Here is a 24368-nt window from a genome sequence, read left to right as displayed (position 1 = left end):
ATCCCTTCAACCCTTGACCGCGCCGAAGGTCAGGCCGCGGACGAGCTGTTTCTGGACAAGGAAAGTGAAAAGCACGATCGGCAGCGTCGCCACGATGGCGACCGCCGCGACCTGTCCCCACAGCGTGCCATGCGGCGTCACCAGCCCGGGTATGCCGACGGTCAGCGGGCGCCCATCGAAGGCGACGAGGATGAAGGCATAGAGGAACTCGTTCCACGACAGGATGAAGCAGAGCACCGCCGTCGCGCCGATGCCGGGCGCGGCCAGCGGTGCGACAACGAAGAAGAAGGCGCCGAGCCGCGAGCGGCCGTCCATCATCGCCGCCTCGTCGATCTCCCTGGGGATTTCGGCAAAGAAGCCGCGCATCATCCAGACGACGAGCGACAGGTTGAAGGAGGTGTGGGCGATCACCACGGCATAGATGGTGTCGATCAGGCCAAGCGAGGTGAAGAACAGGAACAGCGGCACGGCGATCGAGATCGGTGGCGCCATGCGCGTCGTCAGAAAGAAGAAGAACAGGTCTTCCTTGCCGGGAAAATCAGAGCGGGCGAAGCCATAGGCTGCCGGCGCACCGATGAGGATGCAAAGTACCGTCGACGACACCGAAATCAGCACCGAATTGATCGCCAGCGGCCAGTATTCCTTGTCGATGAAGACGGCCGGATAGTTGGCGAGCGTCGGCGCGAAGCTCCATTTCGGCACCGACGACAACAGGTCGACGCGGTTCTTGAACGAGGCCAGCACCATCCAGACGTAAGGCGTCAAGGCGACCACGACGGCGACGAGCAGCACGGCCCAGGCAAGGCTTTTCCAGGCGCGATTGGTGGACTGGTCGATCATCGCCGCGCCCTCAAAACGCCGCCGCCGGCTTGCGGCTCGACCAGTAGACGGCCTTGTAGAAGACCGAGCACAGGATCAGCACGACGAGATAGATCATGAAGGCGACCGCGGCGCCGTAGCCGAGGTCCCAGTTGCGGAAGTTGACGCGGTAGGCATAGATCGAGACCAGCTCGGTCAGCGTTCCCGGGCCGCCGCCGGTCATCAAAAACACCTTGTCGAATTCCTTGAAGGCGTCGATGCCGCGCAAGAGCAGCACCAGCGCGATGACCGGCCGCAGCAGCGGCAGCATGACGTCGCGAAAAATCTGGAACGGTTTTGCGCCGTCCATCATCGCCGCCTCGAACGGCGCGCGCGGCAGGCTCATCATGCCGGCCAGCATGATCAGGGTGACGAAAGGCGTCCACTGCCAGACGTCAATGGCGACGATGGTCGGAAAAACGAGGTCGGGTGCCGAAAGCACCGCCGCGTTCTGCGCCAGCAGGCCGACCTTGCGCATGTAGAAGCTGAGCATGCCGAAATCGCCCTGCAAAAGCAGGCGCCAGATCAGCCCGACGGCGACCGGCGCAATCATCATCGGGATGAGCAGCAGCGTGGTCAAAAGCCGCTGGCTGGCGACGAAGCGGAAGATCATGAAGGCCAGCGCGAAGCCGAGCAGGAATTCGAGGCCCACGGCGATGAGGACGAATTTCAGCGTCAGCAGGAACGACGCCCAGAAGAACGGATCGTTGCGCGTCAGCTTGCGGAAATTGTCGAAGCCGACAAACGCGCCGGAATGGCTGGCATCGGCAAAGCTGAGGTCGGTCAACGCGGTATAGACCATGTAGTAGAACGGGCCGACCAGGAAGACGACGACAAGCAGCGTCGCCGGCAGCATCAGCAGCGGTCCCACCCCACGGTCGAGAAGCGGCATTCCGCGCGGCGATGGAGTGCGGTTCGTCACGGGCATTTCCTGCGGACAAGAATGGCTACCCGCTTCTTGCGGGTAGCCTCTGCGCGACATTCGAGACCTATCGTGCCGGATAGGTCATGGGTGCGCAAGAACCGAGCAATGTTGAGATGTCGGTGGCGGCGGTGTCGAGGGCAGCCTGCGCTTCCTTCTCGCCGGCGAGGTAGGACGACAGCTCGCGCACCAATATGTCGGTCATCTCGGCCGATTGCGGCAGTGTCGCCTTCGGCACTGCATGCTCGTTGGCCTCCATCGAAGCCTTGGCATAGGGCAGCTTCTGCACCTCCGCCGAAGCATAGACATCGGGCCGGCCGGAAGCGCCGCCATTGAGATGCTGCTCAAGCTGGCGGTCATAACCCATCATCCACTGGACGAAGAGGAAGGCGGCCTGCTGGTTCTTCGAATAGACCGGGATCAGATAGGTCCAACCCTCGACCTGGCCGATCTTGCCGCCTTCGCCTTGCGGCACGAGGTCGAAGCCGACCTTGCCGACGACGGTGGAGGCGGTGGTGTCGACCGACACGGCATAGGTGGCGTCGTTCCACATGATCAGCTCGGCGACCTTGGCCTGCTGCATCAGCGCCATGACGTCGTCCCAGAAATAGTTGAGGCTGTCCGGCGGCGAGAACTGCAGCAGGCTTTTGTAATATTCGAGCGAGGCGACGGCCTTGGGGCTGTTGACGATGACCGGGCCGCAGGCTGAGCCGCTCTTCACGTCGAGCACGTCGCCGCCGAAGGAATAGAGGAAGTTGAGCCACTCATACCACAGCGCCTCGTGGCGCTTGCCCTGCAGGGCGGTGCCGTAAAAGCCCTGGTCGGGGCGATAGAACCATTCGGCGATGTCGCGATACTGCTTCCAGTCCTTGGCGGGCGTCAGGTCGTAGCCATACTTCGCCTTGAAGCCGGCCTGCTCCTTGGGATCGGCGAGCAGGTCCGAGCGGTACCACATGAACATGTTGAGCACGGTGAAGGGGAAGCCGTACTCCTTGCCGTCATACCAGGAGATCTCGTGCCAGGCAGTCTGGTAGAGCTGCTTTTCCGGCTCGAAGGTCGGATCGCGCAAAGCCGGGTCGGCCATCATCTTGGCGATTTCGATCAGATGGTTGTTGGTGGCGAACTTGCCGAGTTCGCGGTGCGGCTGGATGATGACGTCGTAACGGCCGCGGTGCGAATTGAGATCGAGCTGCACCTTGTTGACGGCTTCCGAATGCTCGTACATCTCGACTTCGACATGGATGCCGGTCTGCTTTTCAAACTCTGGCGCCATCTTCTTCAGCGCTTCGAGCGGCGGCAGCGCCTCGCCGACCATGCGGATGGTCTGGCCGCTGTAGGGCTTCGACGCCTCCTTCAGGTCCCACGCAGCAGCCTGTGTGATTTGCCACATAAGGGCGGCGACGACGAGCAGTCCGGATGCGGTACTCCCACGTCTCAGCGGCTTGAGCATTCTTCCCTCTCCCTAGAAGTCGTGCCTGGCGGGCCGGCGCCCGTTCTGTCATAAAATGTGTGGTACTGCAAATTAAAATGTGGCACCTTGCAACAAATGGTTGGGAGATGTTAACAGACCGGCAGTAAACCGGCTTTCCCGACCAGGCGAGGGACCTTTCGGATGGACTTCATCTTCATGCTGACGCGTAACGATCGTACGGTCGAGGACTGTCTCGACCTGGTCGAGCTGATCGAGCCGGTCGGCCTGAAGCATGTCGGCTTCAAGGACATCGGCGTGGCGCCGGATGTATTGAGCAAGCTCGCCGGCGCCATTCGCCGGACAGGCGCCACCACTTACATGGAAGTTGTCTCGACGACAGCGGAGGCCTGCCTCAATTCGGCGCGCATCGCCAGAGATCTCGGCATCCAGCGGCTGCTCGGCGGCACCCAGGTCGACGAGATCATGGCTCTGCTGGAAGGGAGCGATACCGAATACTACCCTTTTCCGGGCCGGCCGGTCGGCCATCCGACCAAGCTCGGCGGCTCCCCGGGAGATGTCGAGGCCGACTGCCGCGCCTTCGCCGAAAAGGGTTGTGCGGGATGCGACATCCTCGCCTATCGCGCCACCGAGGCCGACCCGGCCGAACTGGTTCGCGCCGCCCGGCGCGGGCTTGGGCCGTCGCGGCATCTGATCGTCGCCGGCGCTGTAGCCTCGGCCGATCGGATCAAGGCAATCAAGCAGGCCGGCGCCAACGCTTTTACCATTGGCACAGCGGTTTTCGACGGTTCCTATTCGCCGACGAAAGGTTCTATCCTCTCGCAGCTGCGGGATGTCCTCGCGGATTGCGAGCGTGTCTAATGCCAGTCATCGGCATCGATCTGGGCACACAAAGCCTGAAGGCGATCGTCGTCGATGACGAATTGCGGCTGCGTGGCGAGGCCGCTGTGCTTTATCAGCCGGCCTTCCCGGCTCCGGGTTGGGCCGAACAGAATCCGGCGCTGTGGCTGGCGGCGCTCAAGCCGGCTATTGCCGGCGCACTCGACAAGGCTGGGCTTGCACCGTCCGACATCAAGGGCATTGCCATTGCCGGCCAGCTCGACGGCTGCGTCGCGGTCGACGGCAGCGGCCAGGCCCTGGCGCCTTGCATCATCTGGATGGATCGGCGGGCGTCGGGAGAGATCGCCGGCATAGATCCAGGTTTCATCCGCGAGCGCACCGGTCTCGTCCTCGACGCCACCCATGTGGCGGCGAAAATCCGCTGGGCAGCGCGCAACCTGCCCGAAGCGCGTCGCGTGGCGCTCTGGCACCAGCCGGTTTCGTTCGTGGTCGCTGCGTTGTGCGGTCGTGCCGTCATCGACCACGCACTTGCCTCGACCACCATGCTCTATGGGCTGAACGAGCGCAACTATGCCGGCGATCTGCTGGCGGCCTTCGACATCGATGCGGATAAGCTGCCGGGCATCGACGATGCATCGGCGGCCGCCGGCGCCTTGACCGCGGCCGGCGCCGAACTGACAGGCCTGCCTGTGGGCACGCCGCTGGCAGTCGGCACGGGCGATGATTTTTCCGCCGCCATCGGCGCCGGCGTTGTCGTGCCCGGTATCGTTGCCTGCAATCTCGGCACGGCAGAAGTGGTCGGTGCGGTGTCTGACACACTTAGCCTCGATCCCGGCGGCCTGGTCGAGACGCATGGTTTTCTTTGTGACCGCTATTTCGTCTCCAACCCCGGATGGCTTTCGGGCGGCGCAGTGACCTGGTTCCAGTCTACCTTCGGCGTCGATTCGCCGGCGGCGATGTCGGAGTTGGCGGCGACGGTCGTTGCCGGCAGCGACGATCTGCTGTTCCTGCCGGCACTGTCCGGCGCCATGGCGCCGCGCTGGATTGCCGAGGCGCGTGGTGCTTTCTACGGGCTGACATCCTTCCACGGCAAAGCGGCCTGCGCCCGCTCAGTGCTGGAAGGCTGTGCCTTCGGCATGCGCGACGTGATCGACCGACTGGACCAGCTTGGCATCGCCACCGGGCGCATCAGGCTTTCCGGCGGCGGTGCCCGCAGCCCGGTGTGGGCGCAAATCCGTGCCGATGTCAGCGGCAGGCCGGTCGAGATAGCAAGTGCCGCCGATGCCTCGCCGATCGGCGCGGCAATCCTTGCCGCCACCGCCATCGGCCTTGTGTCCTCGGTGCAGCAGGCGGCCGAAAGGTTGGGCGGCGGCATCGAGACGATCGACCCAAATCCTTCGGCCATGGCCGCCTACGACAGAAGTTACCGCCGGTATCGGACCCTGTTCGATGCCCTGACCCCGCTTCATAGCGACTGATTGGACGACATCCCGATGTCCAAGGAAATGCTCGATAGCCTCATTGCCGGCACCCTGCCCGACCCGGATGACGAGGGAGCGCTATCAGTGCCGCTGAAGACCATCGTCATCGGCCGCGGTCTTGGTGACGAGGCCGATGCGCTGGTCAAGCTGCTGCCCCTCGGTCGCAAGCTTGCGGTGGTGATGGATCCCGACACCCGCCTGGCGCTGGGCGAGAGGGTGTCAATCGCGCTGCGCGGCTCCAGCGATGTCGACAAGATCATCCTGCCGCGCCGTCCGCATCCAGACATGGACGCCGTGCGATCGGTGATCGCCCGCACGAAGAATGCCAGCGGACTGGTCGCGGTCGGATCGGGTTCGATCAACGACATCACCAAATATGCCGCGCACCTGACCCAAAAACCCTATGTGGTGTTCGGCACAGCGCCGTCGATGAACGGCTACACCTCGGTGTCGGCGGCGATCACCGAGGACGGCCTGAAGAAATCGCTGACGGCGAGCCTGCCGGTCGGGGTGTTCCTCGACCTCGACGTGATGGCACGGGCGCCGCACCGACTGATCGCAGCCGGCTTCGGCGATTCGATGGCGCGGCCGACCGCGCAGACCGACTGGCTGATGGCGCATCTTTTGCTCGGTACGCCCTACAGGCAGGCGCCGTTCATGCTTCTGGCCGAGGATGAGAAGGCGCTCATCGCCAAGGCCGGCGAACTCAGGACCGGCGACCTCGCGGCAATGGAAGTGCTGGTCCGCACGCTGGTCATGTCGGGGCTCGGCATGACTTTGTGCGGTGGCTCCTATCCGGCCAGCCAGGGCGAACATCTGATCGCCCACTACATCGATATGCGCGGCCAGGGACTGCCCGATGCGCATCACGGCGAACACATAGCGGTGACGACGTTGACGATGGCGCGGCTGCAGGAGCGGGTGTTGGCATTGCCGGAACTGCAGCTTGCGCCGTCCTCCGATACGCCGGACCGTTTCATCGAGATCTTTGGCGAAACCCTCGGACGCTCCTGCTGGGCAGCGTTCAAGCCCAAGCTGCTCGACAATGAGCGGGCGACCGCCATCAACACCATGCTGGCCGAGCAATGGCGTTCGTATCGCGAAAGGCTTTCCCGCGTGGCCCGTCCGGCGCGCGAGATCGCGGCAGCACTGCGTGCCGCCGGCGCGCCAACCACGCCGCAGGAGGTCGCCATACCCGCCGCCTTCTACGATGAAGCGGTAGCCAATGCGCGGCTGATCCGCGACAGGTTCACGATGCTCGACGTCGCGGCCGCCTCGCTCGAAACGGTCGCGGCGGGAGCCTGAGCGAGTGCTGCGTCCGCTCGCCGACTTCACCGGCCTGGATCGTCGCGGGATCGCCGTCGTACTGACCGACATCGACGACACCTTGACCGACAAGGGGCGGCTGCCGGCAAAGGCCTATGCGGCGCTGGAACGGCTGAAGCAGGCCGGGTTCATCGTCGCGCCGGTTACCGGCCGGCCTGCCGGCTGGTGCGACCTGATCGCCCGGCAATGGCCGGTGGACGGCGTGATCGGTGAGAACGGCGCCTTTTATTTTCGCTACGACGACGTTGCCAAGCGGATGGTCCGCCACTACGCCAGAAGCGCTGCCGAACGGCAGGCCGACGCGGCGCGTTTGCGCGAGATCGAACGCGCCGTGCTCGCGGAAATTCCGGGTGCGGCGGTCGCTGCCGACCAGACCTATCGCGAGGCCGACCTTGCGATCGATTTCTGCGAGGACGTCGCACCGCTGCCCAAAACCGAAGTGCTGAAGATCGTCGGTATCTTCCAACGCTTCGGTGCGACGGCGAAAATCTCGTCCATCCATGTCAATGGCTGGTTCGGCACATACGACAAACTGTCGACAAGCCGGCTATTCTTGCGCGACTGTTTCGGTATAGATATTGACCACGACAAGGACAGCATTGTCTTCGTCGGCGATAGTCCAAACGACGCACCAATGTTCGGCTTCTTCCCCAACAGCGTCGGCGTCGCTAATGTGCTGGACTTCGCCGGCGAACTTCCGGCATCTCCTGCCTTCGTCACAAGCGGGCGCGGCGCGCACGGATTTGCCGAGCTTGCCGACGCGTTGATTGCTGCAAAGGGAATGGAATAATCATGGATCATGGCCGACTGACGAAGAAGGAGCGGCACGCGCTTATCCTTTCGGAAGTGCGCCGGTCGGCGTCCATTCGCATATCCAAGCTTGCGCGCCGCATCGGCGTTGCCGGCGAGACCATCCGCCGCGATCTCATCGAGCTGGGCGATGCCGGGCTGATCAACCGCACTTATGGCGGTGCAACGATCTCGCTGGTGACGTCCGAACCGGTAATCTCCGAGCGCGGCCTGACCCTGGTCGAGGAGCGCGCCCGCATCGGCCGCGGCGCCGCAGGCCTGATCGAGAAAGGCCAGATCGTGATGATCGATGGCGGCTCGACCACCTATGAGGTGGCGCGCAACCTTTCGCAGCTGAAGCGCGACCTGACCATTATCACCAATTCCACCGGCGTGGCCTCGGTGGCTGGCGCCAATCCGACCTTCCGCGTGCTGCTCTGCCCCGGAACCTATGACAGCCGGGAAGGTAGCGTGCTGGGCGAAGACACGGTCGAGTTCGTGCGCCGCTACAATGCCGACGTCGCCATCATCGGTGCCTCGGGGTTAAGTGCAGACGGTCCGAGCGACATGATCTCGGGCGCCGCGGCAGTCAAGCGTGCGATGATATCGCGTTCCCTGTCGACGGTGCTGGTTGTGACCCACGACAAGTTCGGCCGCTCCAGCCTGGAACGCATCTGCGGACTTGACGACATTGCCGATATCGTCACCGACAGCGAACCCAAGGCCGACCTGCGCACTGCTACCAAACAGGCGGGCACGGAGCTGCATGTGTTTCCCGCCGATTGATTGGGGGGCGCAGCTACCTATCCGGCAGCATCCCGGTTGGTCAGCGCGATGTGGCAGCATCCCGGGCCGTGGCCCGGCGACCAGGTGACGTTGTCGAAGCGCACGCCCGTCGCCTCGAACAGGCCGCGGTCGAAAGCGCCGGCGATGCGGCAGAGCGTGGCAAGTTTCTCGTCACCGACACCGGCCTCGACCCAGGCATCCTTCAGCGGGCAGCGTTTCACCTTGAAGGCGATGTGGTCCGGGCCGCGCTCGACATCGGTCGGATACATCAGGCCGCCGTCCGGGCTGACGGCCAGGAATGCTTCACCAATGGCCGGCGCGTCGTTAGGCCCGAAGCGGGCAAAGGCGGTCGCCGCCACCTCCTTGCCGCGCTGTTCGATGGTGCGGACCATGATCGCCTCGGCTTTGTCCGCGCCCAGCTCGCTGGTCAGTTCATCGAGCAACAGGCGGTAGAGATCGGCGCGGTTGCGGAAGGCGGAATCGAGTTCTCGCGAGAGTTTTTCAGCTCTGGCCGCTTCGGGATCGGTCATGGTACCTGCCTGTGGCTTCTGTTCAATCTTGGTGCCGCCGCCACCAGCGCCTTGCCGATCGCCGATTGCGGTGCGTCGATGACGGCGCGGGCGTTGCCGCTCTCGGCAATCCGCCCGGCGTCGAGAAGGACGACGCGGTGGGCGATGGCTCTGACAACGCCGAGATCATGCGAAATGAAGAGATAGGCGATCCGTTCCCTGGCTTGCAGGTCGAGCAGCAGCTCAAGAATCTGTCCGCGCACCGAAACGTCGAGCGCCGACACCGCTTCGTCGAGCACGATCAGCGACGGTTTCGTTGCGATGGCGCGGGCGATCGCCACGCGCTGGCGCTGGCCGCCGGATATTTCGTGGATGGCGCGCGGCGCGAGATCGGTGGAGAGCCCCACGCGTTCGAGCAAGGCGGCAATGCGGGCGGGGCGCTCGGCGCGAGAGGCGATGGCATGGATGCGCAAGGGATCGTCTAGCACGCGCGCCACGGTGGCGCGTGGATTGAAGGCGGCGAGCGGATCCTGGAACACTATTTGCAGCCGCGCGCGCCGGGCGCGCAGGGCCGCACCCTTCAAGGCAAGGAAGTCATCGCCTTCGAATTGTATGGTTCCGGCATCGGGCTCGATAAGCCTGAGCACCAGCCGCGCGATTGTCGACTTGCCGCTGCCGGAAGGCCCGGCCAGCGCCAGCGTTTCGCCGGGTTCAATGGTGAAGGAGACGCCGTCGACGGCGGCGATGGCCGTGCCGCCGCGGCGGTAGCGCTTGGTGAGGTCGGAGACGGTGAGCACACTCATGCCGGCGCCTGCCGCAGCAGCAGTTCGGCGTCGAGGCCGATATGAGCGTCGAGCAGCGTCCGCGTATAGGCTTGGCGCGGGGCATTGATGATCTGCTCCGTCGGGCCGATCTCGATCAACTCGCCGTGCCGGAACACGGCGATGCGTTCGGCGAGCTCTGCGGCAAGCGCGATGTCGTGGCTGATGAACAGCAGCGTCATGCCGTCCTCTGCCACCAGTTGCCGAATGAGGCTGACGATCTCGGCTTGCACGATGGTGTCGAGCGCGCTGGTCGCCTCGTCGGCGATCAGCAGCCTTGGGCCAGCCGCGATCGCAGCAGCGATCGCCACGCGCTGCTTCTGGCCACCGGAGAGCTGATGCGGAAAGGCGCGCATGGCCGAGCCCGGGTCAGGCAGGCGGACGCGTGCGAGCAACTGCTTTGCCTTGGCATAAGCCTGCGGCCAGTCGACGCCGAGATGAGTGTGGGCGACTTCGGCGATTTGTTTGCCGATCGTCATCACGGGGTCGAGGCTGGCGGAAGGGTCCTGGAAGACGTAGCCGATGTCGCGGCCGGGGAGGGGGATGAATGCAGGTTGGCGTTCCTGCACACCCCCCTCTGGCCTGCCGGCCATCTCCCCCGCAAGGAGGGAGATTATTCTCTCACTTCTGCCTTCGCCAATGGCCACAGTGGGAGGAAAAGAGCCGACGGTGGAACTGCCGATCTCCCTCCTTGCGGGGGAGATGTCCGGAAGGACAGAGGGGGGTGTGGCTGAACTCAACTGTCGAAATTGTGCCACCGACCAATCGATGCGTCCGCCGATACGAGAAGACCCCGGCAACAACCCCGCAATCGCCAGCGCCAGCGTGCTCTTGCCTGAACCGCTTTCGCCGATGACCGCCAGCCGTTCGCCGGCAAGGACATCAAGACTGATGCCGTTCAGCGCCGTCACCTTGCTGCCATCGCTGATATAGCGCACCGAGAGATCGTGGATCGAAGCCAGTGCGGTCACGACAGGCTCCTTCGCACAGCCGTCGTCTCGACCACACCTTCGCCGGCGAGGTAGACGCCGAGCACGGTCAATACGAGGGCTACGCCCGGGACAATCGACAGGAAGGGCGCGGTGCGCAGCACAGTTCGGCCTTCGGCAATCATGCCGCCCCAGGTGACGCGGTTGGGGTCGCCGAGGCCGAGGAAGGACAGTGCTGCTTCGGTGAGGATCGCGGCGGCGACGATCACCGAGGACAGCGCCAGCACCGGCGGCAAGGCGTTGGGCAGCACCTCGCGGAAAGCGATTTCGAGCGGATGCATGCCGATGACACGGGCACCGGCGACATAGTCGCGCTCGCGGATCGACAGAACTTCGGCGCGCGCTACACGTGCCGGTCCGGTCCAGGCGCCGAGCGCGATTGCCGCGACGACGATGCCGAGCGACGGGCCGACGACGCTGACGAAGGCCAGCGCCAGAAGAAAGCTGGGGACGGTCTGGAAGGCATCGGTGATGCGCATCAGCACCTCATCGATGAGGCCACCGGCAAAGCCGGCTAGCGTGCCGACGACCGCGCCGATGAAGAGCGCGGCGGCCGCTGCCGCCAGACCGACCGCCAGGGAGGTACGGGCGCCGTGGAACAACTCGGCCAGCACATCGCGGCCGAGCCGGTCGGTGCCGAGCGGCAGCGACCAGTCCTGAAACGGCGGCAGCAGTGCGGGGCCCGCAATGGCCTGCGGATCGCCGGGGAAAAGCAGCGATGCAAACAGCGCCATGGCAAAAAGCAGCGCCAGGATGATCGCGCCGGCGACCGCTTCCGGCCTGCGCAGGTACCGATTGAGCGGTTTCACGCGCTGGCCTCGCTGGCGCCGACGCGCGGGTCGAGGAAGGCGTAGGCGATGTCGACGGCAAGGTTGATGGCGATGACCAGCACAGCGCTGGTGAGGATGATGCCGAGCAGCAGCGGCGTGTCGCGCGCGGCCACCGCCTCCTGCGCCAGCCGGCCGAGCCCGGGCACGGCAAAGACGCTCTCGATGACGACGCTGCCGCCCAGCATCTGCGCCGATTGCAGGCCGAGCATGGTGACCAGCGGCAAGAGCGCATTGCGGGCGACATGGGCAAGCACGATGCGGGGGTCCGACAACCCCCTTGCACGGGCGGCCAGCACAAAATCCTGGCGCCAGGCCTCGGCCATGCCGGCGCGCATCATGCGCAGATAGAGCGCTAGATGGATAAAGCCGAGGGCGGAAACCGGCAGCACGAGATGGACGGCGATGTCGGCGGCGCGGGCAAGCCCAATCTTGTCCGAGGCCAGACTCTCGATGCCGCCGATCGGCAGCCAGCGCAGGTCGACGGCAAAGACGACGATCAACACCAGGCCGAGCCAGAAGCCAGGCACGGCATAAAGCGCCAGCGAGCCGATGGACAGGAAGCGGTCGCGCAGACTGCCAGGTTTGGCGCAGGCATAGATGCCGAGCGCCGAGCCCAAGCCGAAGGAGAGCGCGGTGGCGCTGACCATGAGGAGCAGCGTGGTGGGGAGGCGCTCCAGGATCAAGTCACGGATCGGCCGCGAGAAGGTGACGGATTGGCCGAGGTCTAGATGCAGCAGCGCCCAGAGATAGTTGGCGAGCCGTGTCAGTTCCGACTGGTCGAGACCCCAGCGATGGCGCAGCAATTCGATCATGCCGGCGTCGCCGCCGGTCGAGACGATGTAGGCATCGACCGCGTCGCCGGGAGCGGCTTCGAGCAAAAGGAACGTGCCGATGATGACAATCAGCAGCACGAAGACGCTGCCAACGAGACGGCGGCGGATGAGGGTGAGGGCGCGGGTCATGGGGAAAAGGGAGCGCGCGCAGGCATTTGAAGTTGCGCTCTACGGCGCCCCCCTCTGTCCTGCCGGACATCTCCCCCACACGGGGGGAGATTGGCAGTTCCCACGCCGCGCTCGCTGCGGCAACACCGGCGGGCGAAGGCCGTGATGACAGCTGATCTCCCCCCTCGTGGGGGAGATGTCCGGCAGGACAGAGGGGGGCACGAAGGAACTCTCATCCCTGATGATGAGCATTCGCTCAAATGATGCGCAAGCATCCCGTGTGGATCGCGCTTAGCCTGCCAGATACGTGTCCGCCCAGTTCGACACCGCCCAGCGTGGGTTGTTGGCGATGTTCCCCAACGTATCGCGCGAAACGCTGATGAAGCTCCATTCGGCGACGTTGATCAGTGGCAAGTCGGCGGCCACCTCCTTCTGGAACTGCTTGTAGAGATCGGTGCGTGCCGTGGTGTCGAGCGTCTCCGATGCCTTGGCTATCAGCGCGTCGAGCGCCTCGTTCTTGTAGCCGCCCTGGTTGGAGAACGGCACGCCGTCGGGAATGCCGCTCTGCACCAGGATGGTGGTCGAGATCGCCGGGTCGCCGCGGAACACCGGCGGGCCAACGGCGAGGTCGAAGGCGTGGTCGGTGTAGACGGCCTTGATGTGCGCGGCCGAGTCGTTGTTGACGATCTCGGCGTCGATGCCGATGGCGGCCAGCGCCTGGCGCAGATAATCGCCGAACTGTTTGGTCTCGTTGAAATAGGGCGCCGGCAGGAGTTTCAGCGCGAAGCGCTTGCCGTCATCCTTCCTGGCGTAGCCGGCCTCGTCGAGCAGGGCGTTGGCCTTGTCGATATCGAAAGCATAGGTCGGCACATCGGCGGTGTAGAATTGCGGGTCGTTCTTCGGCACCGGGCCGGTGGCGGTGGCGGCATAGCCGAGGAACACCGTCTTGACGACGAAATCCTTGTCGATGGCATGCGCGATCGCCTGACGCACCTTCACATCGGCCAGTTCCTTGCGGCGATGGTTGATCTCGATGACGAGCTGATAGGTGAGCCCCTCATAGCCCTTGGAGATGACCTTGAGGCCCGGAACCTTGGAGATGCGGTCGAGGTCGGCCAGCGGCACGGCGGAGAAGGCGGCGAGCTGGATCTCTTCGGCCTCGAGCGCGGCCGCAGCGGACGTGCGGTCGGGCAGCACCTGGTAGATGATCTCGTCGAGGTAGGGCTCGTCCTTGCCCCAGTAGTCGGCATTCCTGGTCAGCTTGTAATACTGACCGGCCTTGTACTCGCCGAACTTGAACGGGCCGGTGCCGATCGGTGCATTGTTGGCCGGGTTATCCTCGATCTTGCCGACCTCGTAGACGTGCTTCGGCACCACGCTCGACAGCGCCGGCAAGGCGTTGCGGATCAGCTGGAACGGCGTCGGCTTGGCGAACTTGAACACAGCGGTGAGATCGTCAGGGGTGTCGACGCTGGCCAGATCCTTGAACACGGTGCGGCCGAGATTCTGCAGCGGCTTCCAGATCTGCAGCGCCGAGAAGGCGACGTCGGCCGAGGTGAACGGCTTGCCGTCATGCCATTTGACGCCGTCGCGCAGTTTGAACGTCACTGAGAGCCCATCGGCGGCACCTTCCCAGGAGAGCGCAAGGCGCGGCTCCAATCCATCCTTGCCGTCGAAAGAGGCTTCGGCCAACGTTTCGACGATCTTACTGGAGATGAAGAAGACGCCGTTGGAGGCGACGATTGCCGGGTTAAGGTTGCGCGGTTCTGAATCAGCGGCGACCACCAAGCGGCCGCCCTTCTTTGGCGTCTGCGTCCAACCTATCGCCGGCATGGCGGTGGAGGCCAGCAGCAGGGCGGACCCACCAAGCAGCGTGCGTCTGGAAATCGTGAAATCTGACATGATCGAACTCCGTCCTCTCCGCGACCCGGAGGGCGCGCCCCTTGATGCCGGCGGCCCCGCCAGCATCCTTGCGGCGATTATGGCCCTTGCCAAGGGTTTCGCCAGAGACGGAATTGGCGCATCCTTGCTTGGCTTTGAAATTTTCGTCCGCTGGACCAGTTTTAGGAAAAGCAGCTTTATGCCCCTGTGTGGTAGGACCAGTTTTGAGCCGAGCGTGCTAAATCACGTTTCACCTGTGGGCGCTTGATACCGATTCATCCATTTCTGGCTGGACCAGATTGAGTAAAATGAGGCAGCTTTAGCCAAAGGCAAAGGGATCGCGGCCGCGACAGTCCACCCAGCCGGAGAATTCAGGGAGAGAACAATGAACATTGCCCCGGGCAAGAGTGCCGTCAGCAATATCCCGTTCGACCAGGCGAGGGTCGACCGGCTGATGGAAGAGGCCGGTATCGATGTGCTGCTCGCAACGTCCAAGCACAACACGCAATATCTGCTCGGCGGCTACAAATTCATCTTCTTTGCCGCCATGGATGCGATCGGCCACAGCCGCTATCTGCCTGTCGTCGTCTATGAAAAGGGCGGGCCGGAGCATGCTGCCTATATCGGCAACCGGATGGAGGGCGCCGAGCATCAGAACAATCCGTTCTGGACGCCGACCCTGCATGCCGCCTGCTGGGGCACGCTCGACGCCGCCAATCTTGCAGTCGAGCATATCGGGAAGATCGGCAAGGCCGGCGCGCGCATCGGCATCGAGCCGGCCTTCCTGCCGTCCGATGCCTATGCGATGATCCGCAAGGCGCTGCCCGACGCCAAGCTCGTTGATGCGACGGGCATGTTGGAAAACATGCGCGCCATCAAGACAGACGCGGAGTTGGAACAGCTGCGCATCGCCTCCGAACTGATCACCGATTCCATGCTGGCGACCATCCAGTGGGCGCGCGAGGGCACGACCAAGATCGAGATCATCGAGCATCTCAGGCGCGAGGAAACCAATCGCGGCGCGCATTTCGAATATTGCCTGCTGACACTGGGCTCGAGCCACAACCGCGCGGCGTCACCGCAGGCGTGGAAAAAGGGCGAGGTGCTGTCGATCGATTCCGGCGGCAACTATCACGGCTATATCGGCGACCTCTGCCGCATGGGCATTCTGGGCGAACCCGATGCCGAACTGGAAGATCTGCTGGCCGAGGTCGAGGCGGTGCAGCAGGCAGCGTTCTCCAAGGTGAAGGCGGGCACCATCGGCGGCGACATGATCTCGCATGCGGAGGGCGTGCTGAAGAAATCCAAGGTTGCGCCCTACACGGATTTCTTCGCCCACGGCATGGGGCTGATCACGCACGAAGCGCCGTTCCTGATGACCAACCATCCGGTCACGTACGAAGGCACTTATGCGGCGAAACCACTGGAGAAGAACATGGTGTTGTCGGTAGAGACAACAATGCTTCACCCGACGCGGGGGTTCATCAAGCTGGAGGATACGCTGACGGTGACGGACACGGGGTATGCGATGTTTGGGGATCGGGCGCGGGGGTGGAACAGGGGCGGGCTTTAACGTCGAACGCTGGCGCTGCCCCTCATTGTCCTGCCGGACATTTCTCCCCGTATAGTGACGGGGAGAAAGAGGCTGTCATCGACGCTGCTCCCTTCTCCCCGTTCAACGGGGAGAAGATGCCGGCAGGCAGATGAGGGGCAGCGCTGACGGAGAAAAATAGTGAGCTGATCACTTCCCCGCCGGGATCAGCCTGAAATCCGGCAGCTCGCGCAGCACCAGCTCCGGCCCAGCCGGTGAATAAACGACAAAGAGCTGCATCGGCCCGTCACCTGTGTTCAGCGTCGAGTGAAACCGGCTCTCCGGGACATAGACGGTGCATCCCGGCCCGACCTTCGCCACCACCGGATTGCCGTTCTCGTCCTCGACCATCTGCTCGCCATGGCCCGAGATGACGAAGATGATCTCTTCGGCACCGGGATGATTGTGACGGGTGTGGCCCTTGCCTGAGGGCAGGTCGACGACGCCGCCGGAAAAACGGGTCGCACCGTTCACTTCAGGCGCCACTGTCAACGCCAGTTTGCCCCAGTCGAAGCCGAAGGCGCTGACGTCCTTCGGATAGACGAACACTTTGCTCTTGTCGGCCATGGTCTCTTATCCCTTCTTTTTCTTCTGGTCGTGCAGCGTGACGGCCTTGAAATCAGCCGTCTGCCTGGCGATTGCGGCTTCGGCCGGCAGCCGTTCCATCGAGCTTGCGCCATAGAAGCCATGCAGGCCCTTGCAGCGGTCGAGTATGTAGCGGGCGTCATCCGGCATCGAGATCGGACCGCCATGGCAAAGCAGGATGACATCCTTGCGCACCGAGCGCGCGGCGTTGGCGATGGCGTCGATCTGGATCACGCAGTCGTCGAGCGACTTGGCTGACGTCGCGCCGATCGAGCCGCCCGTCGTCACCCCCATGTGAGCGACGATGATGTCGGCGCCGGCTCGTGCCATGGCGCGAGCCTCGTCCGGGTTGAAGACGTAGGGCGTGGTCAAAAGGTCGAGCTTGTGCGCCTCGGCGATCATGTCGACCTCGAGGCCGAAGCCCATGCCGGTCTCTTCGAAACTCTGACGCATGCTGCCGTCGAACAGGCCGATGGTGGGAAAATTCTGGACGCCGGAAAAGCCCATCGTCTTCAGTTCGCTGAGAAGCAGCGGCATGATGACAAAGGGATCGGTGCCGTTGACGCCGGCCAGCACCGGCGTCTTCTTCACCACCGGCAGCACCTCATAGGCCATCTCCTTGACGATCTCATTGGCATTGCCATAGGCGAGCAGGCCGGCGGCCGAGCCGCGGCCGGCCATGCGGTAGCGGCCGGAATTGTAGATGATGATCAGGTCGATGCCGCCGGCTTCCTCGGCCTTGGCCGAGAGGCCAGTGCCGGCGCCACCGCCGACGATCGGCACGCCGTCGGCGATCATCGCCTTGAACTTCTTCAATATGTCCTTGCGCGGTATGGCGGGCATTGGTCTCTCACTGTCTGGCGATGTCGAGGAAAGCCGCCGTTGCGGCCCTGGCAAATTCGGGATCGTTAATGTGCAGCGGCAGCCGCGTGACGCGGCGCGTGGCGTTCGGCTTGATGGTGCGCTCGATGGCGTCGAACAGCACGGCGTCGGCTTGCGGGTCGAAGAAGGCGCCGCCTTCGATGTCGAGCGCCGAGACGCCTCTTTCGGGGATCAGGAAATGGATCGGTCCCTCGCAGCGGGAAAGCCTCCCGCCGATCCATTCGCCGATGCTGCGGCATTCGTCCGCCGTTGTGCGCATCAGCGTGACGTTGGGATTGTGCTCGTAGAACAGACGGCCGCGATATTTTTCCGGAATGGTCGGTGGCGCCCAGAAATTGACCATGTCGAGCGCGCCGACCGAGCCGATATAGGGCAGGCCAGTGCGGGCAATGGCGCCGAAGCGATCCTCCGTCGCCGGCAGCACGCCGCCGAACAGAAGGTCGCAGACCTCCGTCGTGGTGATGTCGATGATCCCGGCGAGCAGGCCACTGTCGGCGAGCTTCTCCATCGAGCGGCCGCCTGTGCCGGTGGCGTGGAAAACCATGCAGTCGTAGTTTGCCCGCAGCTGGTCGGCGATGGCCGTCACGCAAGGGGTGGTGACGCCGAACATGGTCAGCCCGAGCGCCGGTTTGCCGGTTGCGGCTGGCGCCGGCTTTGCGGCCATGCCGGCGATGGCCTGCGCGGCATTGTGGAGCACCGTGCGGGAGAGCCTGTTCAGTCCCGCCATGTCGGTCACCGACGGCATCATGATGATATCGGAGACGTCGACATAGGGCGCTGTGTCGCCGGAGGCGAGCGTCGAGACCATGATCTTGGGCAGCCCAAGCGGCAGTGCGCGCATGCCTGAGGTGACGATGGAGGTGCCACCGCCACCGCCAATGCCGATCACGCCGGCGACGTCGTCGCGCGACTGGATGAAGTTGCTGAAGGCGGCGCCCATGCCGGCCACCGCCGCGCCGCGATCGTCGATGCCGAGCACGCTGCCGGCTCCGCCGGGATGATGTGCCGCGACCTCGCCGGCTGGAATATCGACCGGCACGGTGGCGCCGCGCGTGCCGATGTCGACGCGGGCAACCGAACTGCCGGTAGCGGCAATCGCATCGGCCAGGAAGGCAAGCTCCTCGCCCTTGGTGTCGGCGGTGCCTACCACATAGATGCGCTTCATCGCGTTTCCCCGTCTTCGGTGTGAGCTGGGTCTGGCCGCGAAGGCCATTGCAATTTTTTGAGACGCGCGTATCGTATTGATATGAATGTCTCACGTCAACAAGCCGCAGTGAACGACGACGCCAAGGAGGCTGCCGAACGCGGCCCACGTGCCCGCACAAAACGGCTGATGCTGGAGACGGCGACGCGGCTGATGCAGGCGGGCGTCAATCCGTCAGTGAGCGAAGTCGCGGAAGCGGCTGAAGTGTCGCGCGCCACCGCCTATCGCTATTTCCCGAGCCAGGCAGCCCTGGTGCAGGCAGTGGTTGACGAGGGGCTCGGTCCCATCCTGACCTGGCAATCGGCCTCGCAAGATCCACAGCGGCGCGTCGCCGAACTGTTCGACACCGCCATGCCGCGCATCGAAGCTTTCGAGGCAACCTTCAAGGCAGCGCTGAAACTGTCGCTCGACCAGTGGGCGCAGCGCCAGGCGGGCACGCTGGGAGGCGAGCCGCAGTTCACCCGAGGCCATCGCGTCCAGCTGTTGAAGGATGCCATTGCGCCGCTCAAGGGGCAGCTGCCGCCGCGCGAATTCAAGCGCCTGGCGCAGGCGCTGTCGATGATGTTCGGCGTCGAACTGCTGATCGTGCTTAAGGATATATGGGGGCTCGACAGCCGTGGAATGCGGTCGGTCTCGCAATGGGCAGCGGCCGCCTTGGTGCGCGCCGCGGTGGCGGAATCGATGACAAAAGCGGATGTGGTTCGGCCGGCGGCAGTGGCAAAATAGCGCCAATCTGGTTCGACCAGATTTGAAGGTCGGAGATTTCAGTAATTTTGGGGATTGGCGTTTTGCGAACGGGATGAAGGTGGAGAACTGCCAAAAATGAAGGAAATACGAACATATAGCGGACGTTTTCAGCTTATTTTGCTGACGGCGAATTTCAAGAAAGCGCTTGACGGGCATCTTAAATTGGTAATACCAGATTAGGAAAGAAAAGGCGGATCGGGAATGACAGCCGCAGTCCATTTCGGCAGGGCGAGGAGGATCATACGGATGGCGCGTGTTCCGTCCGCACGAGGTGGCGCATCGTGATGCAGACGTCGCCTCGCGACAGTGCCGGCAAGGGGATTGCGCTGCGCCTCGATGGGCTCAGCAAGGCCTATGGATCCGTGCGCGCCATCAACGACCTGAGCTTCGCCGTCGACGAAGGCCGCTTCTTCGTACTCTTCGGGCCGAGCTCGGTTGGCAAGACGACGACGCTGCGCACTATCGCCGGCCTCGTCCAGGCCGACTCCGGCACGCTTGAGATCGGCGGCCGCGACATGACCCATGCGCCGATCGCCGGCCGCGGCATCTCGATGGTCTTCCAGTCTTTCGCGCTTTACCCCCACCTCACGGTCTATGACAATCTCGCCTATCCGCTGCGCGAGGAGAAAGCCGCGCGCGCCGAGATCGACAAGCGGGTGAAAGAGACCGCCGAGATTCTGAAGCTGACACACCGCCTGAAGGCCAAGCCGGCAACCCTGTCCGGCGGAGAGCAGCAGCGCGTCGCGCTCGGCCGCTCCCTGATCCGCCGGCCAAAGATTCTTCTCCTCGATGAGCCGCTCACCAATCTCGACGCCAAGCTTCGGCACGAGACGCGCGCCGAGCTGAAGCGGCTGCACCGCCAGTTCGGCATGACCGTGATCTATGCCACGCCCGACGAGCTCGAGGCTCTCTCGATGGGCGAGGTGATCGCCGTCATGCGCGATGGCGGCATCGTCCAGATCGGCACGCCGGACGAGCTTTACGAGCAGCCGATCCATACCTATGTCGCCAGCAAGATCGGCTCGCCGCACATGAATCTGTTCACGGCCTCGGTGCGCGCCGACACCAGGTCTTTCGACACGCCGCTCGGGACTCTCGTTCCGGCGACGGCGCCAAAGGCTGCCGATGCCGGCGAGGCCGCGCTGATCGGCATTCGCCCGAGCGACATTCGGCTCGCCGCCAAGGGCGAAGCCGGGGTTGCCTCGAAGGTGCATCTGGTCGAACCGCTCGGCGACATCACGATCGTCTCCGTCGTGGCCGGCGGCGAGATGTTGCGCATGGTGCTGCCGGAAGCGATCGCCGCCAGCATCAGGACCGGCGATTCGGCATCGATCGCCATCGATAACAGGAAAATCCACGTCTTCCGCGCCGCGAGCGGCCAGGCAATGACCTGACGCGAACGGCGAGAAGCAATACGGTTAACCAAGGGAGGAAACGCGAATGACGGCGATGACCAAAGTGAAAAGGCTAGCGACAGCCGCAAGCTTCGCTGCCACGCTACTGGTGGGAGGCGTGACCTATGCCTCTGCCGAAGAAGTGACGTTGACGATGGCGGTGCCGGATTGGCCCCCGACCCGCATTATGAAGAAGTTCTTCGACGAGCAGTACAAGCCCAAGTCTGGCAATACCGTGAAGCTCGATGTCGACTTCATTCCGTGGCCGGATTTCTACACCCGCGTCAACGCCTCGTTGACCTCGGGTGAAAAGAAGTACAACTTCATCGTGTCGGACTCGCAATGGCTGGGCGCCTTCGTCGAAGGCGGCTACTTCCGCAAGATCAACGATCTCATCGATGCCGACCCGGAGCTCAAGGCGACGATGGAGTCGATGCATCCCGCCGTGCTCAACGCCTACTCGACCTATCCCAACAGCACGCCGAACTACTACGGCTTCCCGCAGTTCCCGGACGTGCTGGTCACCTATGGCCGCAAGGACGTGCTCTGCAACGACGACGAGCAGGCCGCCTTCAAGGCGAAGTACAATGAGAAGCTGCCCTGCACCGGCGAAGAAATCGACGCCATGGACTGGAACACGTTCGAGCATGTTGGCGAATTCTTCCAGCGCAAGAAGGGCGACAAGCTCGCCGGCCAGGTGCTGGATGACGATTTCTACGGCATCGCCTATCAGGCAGGCAAAGGCTACGACTTCTCGACGAGCTCGGTCCACTCGTTCGTCTGGCAGCATGGCGGCGGCATCTGGGATGAAACCAAGGCCCCGACCGGACATGCCGAAGGCGTCGTAAACTCCCCGAAGTCCATCGAGGGCATGGAGCATTTCCTCAAATTGCTGAAGTTCATGCCGCCGGTGGTCAAGACCGGCACCATGGACATCTTCGTCTCGGACCAGTTGTTCCGTGAAGGCAAGGTGGCCATGAACATCGACTGGATCGGTCTCGGCGAAGCCTCGCTGGATCCCAAGACGTCGAAGGTTGCCGACAAGCTGGTGTTCGGATTGGCGCCAGGCCTGCGCGGCCCCGACGGCAAGGTGAATCGTACGTCACAGATCGGCGGACAGCCTTTCGTTCTCACCACCTGGACGACGCCTGAACAAATCAAGGAAGCGGTGGGCTTCGTGAAGTGGTGGCTCTCGCCTGATATCCAGCACCAGTTCGCCGCGGGCGGCGGCCAGTCCGCGATCAAGTCGGTCTACAGCGATCCGAAGTATGTGACCTATCGTCCGTGGGACCGCGCCTGGGCGAACTCGCTCGACTGGCAGAAGGACATGTGGCACGTGCCGCAGTTCTTCGAATTGCTCACCCAGCAGCAGGACCAGTACGACCTAGCCATCACTGGCAAGCAGGACGCCAAGACCACCCTGGATAACATCGCCAAGTTCCAGGAGGACCTCCTGAAGAACGATGGCCTTATCCAGTAACCTTCCGACATAGCTGCGGGGAGCGGCAAAAGCCGCTTCCCGTCATTGCCACGTCAGGCGCTCCATATTTCGGACTCCCATGACCGCTGTTTCAAGCACGCTGCTGACACCACGCCTTACCACGGTTGTTGCCCACAACTGGAAACTCGCCATCGCTGTCGCTGTCGTCGTGTCGGCCATATCAATGGCGGGCTTGCCGGCGGCTGTCTCCTTCTGGGTGGTGGGCGCCACGGCGGCGTTGGTCGCGGCCGCATTTACCGTCAACGCGTATCGCCGCCACTACTTCGGCGCCTTGCTGGTCGCTCCGGCAATCGCCGTTCTGTTTGTGATGAATATCTTCCCCCTGCTGTGGTCGCTGGGCCTTTCGTTCTTCGCCTACCAGGCAAACCAGCAGACGATCCGCTTCGTCGGACTCGGGAACTACGTCCGGATCCTTACCAACGATCTCGCTGCTCACGCGACTTGGGGCGCGCTGATCAATACCGCCATGTTCGTCGTGTTCACCGTCTCCGCGCAGATGATCGTCGGCTTTCTGCTGGCCATCCTGTTCGCCAAGCAATTTCCGCTGCGCAAGTATTTGTTGATCCTGGTGCTGACACCGATGATGCTTTCGGTTGTCGCCTCTGGCGTGTTCTTCACCTACTACTATGACCCGACATTCGGGATTCTCAGCTACGTCATCAATTCCATCTCCGGCAACCAGTTCATCCTGATGAGCAACAAAGTCGGTGCCGTGGCGGGAATCGTTTTCGCCGACGCATGGATGTGGTCGCCCTTCGTCATGCTCCTTGTGCTGGCGGGCCTCGTCTCGGTGCCGAAATACCTTTACGAGGCCGCTGCCATCGACCGTATTTCCAGGTGGCGGCAATTCTGGATGATCACCTTCCCCTACATCCGCGGCCTTCTGATGTTGGCCCTTCTCTTCCGCACCATCGAGGCATTCAAGCTGGCGGATCTCGTCATCCTCCTCACCAAGGGCGGCAACGACACATTGACGATCTCCTATCACTTGATCCGCATCGCCAACGAGCAGAACAAGACGAGTGAGGGCGCGGCGATCTCCTATCTGATGCTGTTTATGGTGATCGTTCTCACCAACCTCTACCTGTACCTCGCAAATCGCCGTACGCAGGGAGCCTAACCCGTGACCGAATCGATATTGGGAAAGCTCGGCTTCCGCAGGGCCAGCGGAGTAGACGAGGCCGGCTGGGGGCGGACGCTCGCCGTGGCCGTCGTCGCCTTTATCTATTTTCTGCCGGTGCTGTTCATCATATTCACCGCCTTCAAACCGCAGGGCGACGCGCTCCTGGTGCCTCCGACGCTGTCGCCCACGTCGCTGTTCGGCTTGATTCCGGACCATTTTGTGTTCAAGCCTACGCTCGAAAATTTTGGGTCCGTCTTTTCCCGCTCGATGACGCCGGACGGTGCCCCGGAAGCGACAGGATTCGACCGTTATTTCTTCAACTCGATCTTCATCGCCTCGGCGTCGGTGCTGCTGGCGCTGGTCATCGGCACCCTGGCGGCCTTCGGCTTCTCGCGCTATCCGCTGAAAGGCAATGACACCTACCTGTTCATCATCCTGACCACGCGCATGCTGCCGGCGATTGTGGTGATCATTCCGGTGATCCTGATGTTCCGCGTAGTAGGCCTGTCGGGCTCGTATCTCGGCATCATCATGCTCTACACCGCCTTCAACCTGGCCTTCACCATCTGGATGATGAAGAGCTTCTTCGATGAATTGTCGCCAGACGTCGAGGATGCCGCCCGCATCGACGGATCGTCCGGAATGCGGGTGTTCTTCAAGATTTGCCTGCCCCAGGTCATTGCCGGGCTCGCCGCCACGTTCGTGTTCGGCCTGATCCTCACCTGGAACGAGTTCCTCTTCGCCCTGTTGCTCTCGGGGCCCGACACGAGGACGGTCCCGGTCGCCATGAACCAGGCCGTGTCGTCGGGTGGACGCGGCACCGACTGGACTTTGCTTGCCGCCATCGAAACCCTGTTCCTCGTCCCAGTCTTCCTGGTCACCTTCTTCTTGCAAAACCATCTGTTGCGCGGTGTTACCTTCGGCACGGTGAAGCGCTGA

Annotated in this window: 24 protein-coding genes; 12 read left to right on the top strand and 12 right to left on the bottom strand. The window is 63.3% G+C overall.

Annotated features, from left to right (window positions below; genetic code table 11):
• Positions 1-6: 6 nt before the first annotated feature.
• From ACWGTI_RS05215 to ACWGTI_RS05205, 3 genes are all read right to left on the bottom strand, one after another.
• Positions 7-840 carry a carbohydrate ABC transporter permease gene (locus ACWGTI_RS05215; protein WP_454586116.1) on the bottom strand — a complete coding sequence of 278 codons (834 nt, stop codon included), beginning with the start codon at positions 838-840 and terminating at the stop codon, positions 7-9.
• A gap of 10 nt (positions 841-850) precedes the next feature.
• The gene (locus ACWGTI_RS05210; protein ID WP_454586115.1) at positions 851-1780 is read right to left on the bottom strand and encodes a carbohydrate ABC transporter permease; all 930 of its coding nucleotides are present in this window, start codon (positions 1778-1780) and stop codon (positions 851-853) included.
• A 67-nt stretch (positions 1781-1847) separates the two neighbouring features.
• On the bottom strand, positions 1848-3230 hold the full coding sequence (locus ACWGTI_RS05205; protein WP_454586114.1) for an ABC transporter substrate-binding protein: 1383 nt from the start codon (positions 3228-3230) through the stop codon (positions 1848-1850).
• 162 nt (positions 3231-3392) lie between these two features.
• Between ACWGTI_RS05205 and ACWGTI_RS05200 the strand changes: the two genes are divergently transcribed.
• From ACWGTI_RS05200 to ACWGTI_RS05180, 5 genes are read left to right on the top strand one after another with little or no spacing between them, the layout of a single operon-like run.
• Positions 3393-4070 (top strand): 4-hydroxythreonine-4-phosphate dehydrogenase, encoded by a 678-nt coding sequence (locus ACWGTI_RS05200; RefSeq protein ID WP_454586113.1) that lies wholly within the window; start codon positions 3393-3395, stop codon positions 4068-4070.
• Positions 4070-5527 carry a xylulokinase gene (locus tag ACWGTI_RS05195; RefSeq protein ID WP_454586112.1) on the top strand — a complete coding sequence of 486 codons (1458 nt, stop codon included), beginning with the start codon at positions 4070-4072 and terminating at the stop codon, positions 5525-5527. The genes ACWGTI_RS05200 and ACWGTI_RS05195 overlap by 1 nt, the downstream gene beginning before the upstream one ends.
• Positions 5528-5542: 15 nt before the next feature.
• Positions 5543-6835 (top strand): iron-containing alcohol dehydrogenase, encoded by a 1293-nt coding sequence (locus tag ACWGTI_RS05190; RefSeq protein ID WP_454586111.1) that lies wholly within the window; start codon positions 5543-5545, stop codon positions 6833-6835.
• Between the two features lie 7 nt (positions 6836-6842).
• On the top strand, positions 6843-7646 hold the full coding sequence (locus tag ACWGTI_RS05185) for an HAD-IIB family hydrolase (protein ID WP_454586481.1): 804 nt from the start codon (positions 6843-6845) through the stop codon (positions 7644-7646).
• A 2-nt stretch (positions 7647-7648) separates the two neighbouring features.
• Complete coding sequence (locus ACWGTI_RS05180) at positions 7649-8431, top strand: DeoR/GlpR family DNA-binding transcription regulator (RefSeq protein ID WP_454586110.1); 783 nt, start codon at positions 7649-7651, stop codon at positions 8429-8431.
• Positions 8432-8448: 17 nt separating this feature from the next.
• Here ACWGTI_RS05180 and ACWGTI_RS05175 read toward each other — a convergent pair whose 3' ends face one another.
• The 6 genes from ACWGTI_RS05175 to ACWGTI_RS05150 all read right to left on the bottom strand — a co-directional run bounded on the left by ACWGTI_RS05175 (position 8449) and on the right by ACWGTI_RS05150 (position 14423).
• Positions 8449-8961, bottom strand: coding sequence for an L-2-amino-thiazoline-4-carboxylic acid hydrolase (locus tag ACWGTI_RS05175; RefSeq protein ID WP_454586109.1), 513 nt, complete (start codon positions 8959-8961; stop codon positions 8449-8451).
• A complete protein-coding gene (locus ACWGTI_RS05170) occupies positions 8958-9743 on the bottom strand; it encodes an ATP-binding cassette domain-containing protein (RefSeq protein ID WP_454586108.1) in 786 nt (261 codons plus the stop codon). The genes ACWGTI_RS05175 and ACWGTI_RS05170 overlap by 4 nt, the downstream gene beginning before the upstream one ends.
• Positions 9740-10732, bottom strand: a complete 993-nt coding sequence (locus tag ACWGTI_RS05165) for an ABC transporter ATP-binding protein (protein ID WP_454586107.1) — start codon at positions 10730-10732, stop codon at positions 9740-9742. Before ACWGTI_RS05165 ends, ACWGTI_RS05170 begins: the two co-directional genes overlap by 4 nt.
• Positions 10729-11559, bottom strand: coding sequence for an ABC transporter permease (locus ACWGTI_RS05160; protein WP_454586106.1), 831 nt, complete (start codon positions 11557-11559; stop codon positions 10729-10731). Before ACWGTI_RS05160 ends, ACWGTI_RS05165 begins: the two co-directional genes overlap by 4 nt.
• Positions 11556-12542 carry an ABC transporter permease gene (locus tag ACWGTI_RS05155; protein WP_454586105.1) on the bottom strand — a complete coding sequence of 329 codons (987 nt, stop codon included), beginning with the start codon at positions 12540-12542 and terminating at the stop codon, positions 11556-11558. Before ACWGTI_RS05155 ends, ACWGTI_RS05160 begins: the two co-directional genes overlap by 4 nt.
• 270 nt (positions 12543-12812) lie before the next feature.
• Positions 12813-14423 carry an ABC transporter substrate-binding protein gene (locus ACWGTI_RS05150; protein WP_454586104.1) on the bottom strand — a complete coding sequence of 537 codons (1611 nt, stop codon included), beginning with the start codon at positions 14421-14423 and terminating at the stop codon, positions 12813-12815.
• On the opposite strand from ACWGTI_RS05150, the gene ACWGTI_RS05145 reads away from it, so the two are divergent.
• Positions 14422-14670 (top strand): hypothetical protein, encoded by a 249-nt coding sequence (locus ACWGTI_RS05145; RefSeq protein ID WP_454586103.1) that lies wholly within the window; start codon positions 14422-14424, stop codon positions 14668-14670. The genes ACWGTI_RS05150 and ACWGTI_RS05145 overlap by 2 nt on opposite strands.
• 117 nt (positions 14671-14787) lie before the next feature.
• Positions 14788-15975 carry a M24 family metallopeptidase gene (locus ACWGTI_RS05140; protein WP_454586102.1) on the top strand — a complete coding sequence of 396 codons (1188 nt, stop codon included), beginning with the start codon at positions 14788-14790 and terminating at the stop codon, positions 15973-15975.
• 168 nt (positions 15976-16143) lie between these two features.
• Here the strand turns inward: ACWGTI_RS05140 and ACWGTI_RS05135 are convergent, their stop codons facing one another.
• From ACWGTI_RS05135 to ACWGTI_RS05125, 3 genes are read right to left on the bottom strand one after another with little or no spacing between them, the layout of a single operon-like run.
• Positions 16144-16560, bottom strand: coding sequence for a cupin domain-containing protein (locus ACWGTI_RS05135; protein WP_454586101.1), 417 nt, complete (start codon positions 16558-16560; stop codon positions 16144-16146).
• 6 nt (positions 16561-16566) lie between these two features.
• The gene (locus ACWGTI_RS05130; RefSeq protein WP_454586100.1) at positions 16567-17421 is read right to left on the bottom strand and encodes a phosphoenolpyruvate hydrolase family protein; all 855 of its coding nucleotides are present in this window, start codon (positions 17419-17421) and stop codon (positions 16567-16569) included.
• A 7-nt stretch (positions 17422-17428) separates the two neighbouring features.
• Positions 17429-18625: a Tm-1-like ATP-binding domain-containing protein gene (locus ACWGTI_RS05125; protein WP_454586099.1), complete on the bottom strand. Its 1197-nt coding sequence runs from the start codon at positions 18623-18625 to the stop codon at positions 17429-17431.
• 81 nt (positions 18626-18706) lie between these two features.
• Here ACWGTI_RS05125 and ACWGTI_RS05120 point away from each other — a divergent pair, with 81 nt between their 5' ends.
• The 5 genes from ACWGTI_RS05120 (at position 18707) to ACWGTI_RS05100 (ending at position 24368) form a co-directional block, all read left to right on the top strand.
• Positions 18707-19390: a TetR/AcrR family transcriptional regulator gene (locus ACWGTI_RS05120; RefSeq protein WP_454586098.1), complete on the top strand. Its 684-nt coding sequence runs from the start codon at positions 18707-18709 to the stop codon at positions 19388-19390.
• Between the two features lie 305 nt (positions 19391-19695).
• Complete coding sequence (locus tag ACWGTI_RS05115; RefSeq protein ID WP_454586480.1) at positions 19696-20805, top strand: ABC transporter ATP-binding protein; 1110 nt, start codon at positions 19696-19698, stop codon at positions 20803-20805.
• Between the two features lie 46 nt (positions 20806-20851).
• Positions 20852-22285, top strand: a complete 1434-nt coding sequence (locus ACWGTI_RS05110; protein WP_454586097.1) for an ABC transporter substrate-binding protein — start codon at positions 20852-20854, stop codon at positions 22283-22285.
• Positions 22286-22364: 79 nt separating this feature from the next.
• Positions 22365-23426 (top strand): carbohydrate ABC transporter permease, encoded by a 1062-nt coding sequence (locus ACWGTI_RS05105; RefSeq protein ID WP_454586096.1) that lies wholly within the window; start codon positions 22365-22367, stop codon positions 23424-23426.
• Positions 23427-23429: 3 nt separating this feature from the next.
• Positions 23430-24368, top strand: coding sequence for a carbohydrate ABC transporter permease (locus ACWGTI_RS05100; RefSeq protein ID WP_454586095.1), 939 nt, complete (start codon positions 23430-23432; stop codon positions 24366-24368).

It is taken from the genome of Mesorhizobium sp. ArgA1, assembly GCF_053714375.1.
Note: the sequence above shows the minus strand (reverse complement) of the source record. Positions and strands in the feature narration are given on the sequence as shown.

Coding starts and splice junctions, on each gene's coding strand:
- ACWGTI_RS05115 (WP_454586480.1), top strand. CDS start 19,696: ATGCAGACGTCGCCTCGCGACAGTGCCGGCAAGGGGATTGCGCTGCGC.
- ACWGTI_RS05205 (WP_454586114.1), bottom strand. CDS start 3,230: ATGCTCAAGCCGCTGAGACGTGGGAGTACCGCATCCGGACTGCTCGTC.
- ACWGTI_RS05170 (WP_454586108.1), bottom strand. CDS start 9,743: ATGAGTGTGCTCACCGTCTCCGACCTCACCAAGCGCTACCGCCGCGGC.
- ACWGTI_RS05105 (WP_454586096.1), top strand. CDS start 22,365: ATGACCGCTGTTTCAAGCACGCTGCTGACACCACGCCTTACCACGGTT.
- ACWGTI_RS05195 (WP_454586112.1), top strand. CDS start 4,070: ATGCCAGTCATCGGCATCGATCTGGGCACACAAAGCCTGAAGGCGATC.
- ACWGTI_RS05150 (WP_454586104.1), bottom strand. CDS start 14,423: ATGTCAGATTTCACGATTTCCAGACGCACGCTGCTTGGTGGGTCCGCC.
- ACWGTI_RS05175 (WP_454586109.1), bottom strand. CDS start 8,961: ATGACCGATCCCGAAGCGGCCAGAGCTGAAAAACTCTCGCGAGAACTC.
- ACWGTI_RS05130 (WP_454586100.1), bottom strand. CDS start 17,421: ATGCCCGCCATACCGCGCAAGGACATATTGAAGAAGTTCAAGGCGATG.
- ACWGTI_RS05155 (WP_454586105.1), bottom strand. CDS start 12,542: ATGACCCGCGCCCTCACCCTCATCCGCCGCCGTCTCGTTGGCAGCGTC.
- ACWGTI_RS05190 (WP_454586111.1), top strand. CDS start 5,543: ATGTCCAAGGAAATGCTCGATAGCCTCATTGCCGGCACCCTGCCCGAC.
- ACWGTI_RS05145 (WP_454586103.1), top strand. CDS start 14,422: ATGATCGAACTCCGTCCTCTCCGCGACCCGGAGGGCGCGCCCCTTGAT.
- ACWGTI_RS05180 (WP_454586110.1), top strand. CDS start 7,649: ATGGATCATGGCCGACTGACGAAGAAGGAGCGGCACGCGCTTATCCTT.
- ACWGTI_RS05120 (WP_454586098.1), top strand. CDS start 18,707: ATGAATGTCTCACGTCAACAAGCCGCAGTGAACGACGACGCCAAGGAG.
- ACWGTI_RS05135 (WP_454586101.1), bottom strand. CDS start 16,560: ATGGCCGACAAGAGCAAAGTGTTCGTCTATCCGAAGGACGTCAGCGCC.
- ACWGTI_RS05200 (WP_454586113.1), top strand. CDS start 3,393: ATGGACTTCATCTTCATGCTGACGCGTAACGATCGTACGGTCGAGGAC.
- ACWGTI_RS05215 (WP_454586116.1), bottom strand. CDS start 840: ATGATCGACCAGTCCACCAATCGCGCCTGGAAAAGCCTTGCCTGGGCC.
- ACWGTI_RS05110 (WP_454586097.1), top strand. CDS start 20,852: ATGACGGCGATGACCAAAGTGAAAAGGCTAGCGACAGCCGCAAGCTTC.
- ACWGTI_RS05125 (WP_454586099.1), bottom strand. CDS start 18,625: ATGAAGCGCATCTATGTGGTAGGCACCGCCGACACCAAGGGCGAGGAG.
- ACWGTI_RS05140 (WP_454586102.1), top strand. CDS start 14,788: ATGAACATTGCCCCGGGCAAGAGTGCCGTCAGCAATATCCCGTTCGAC.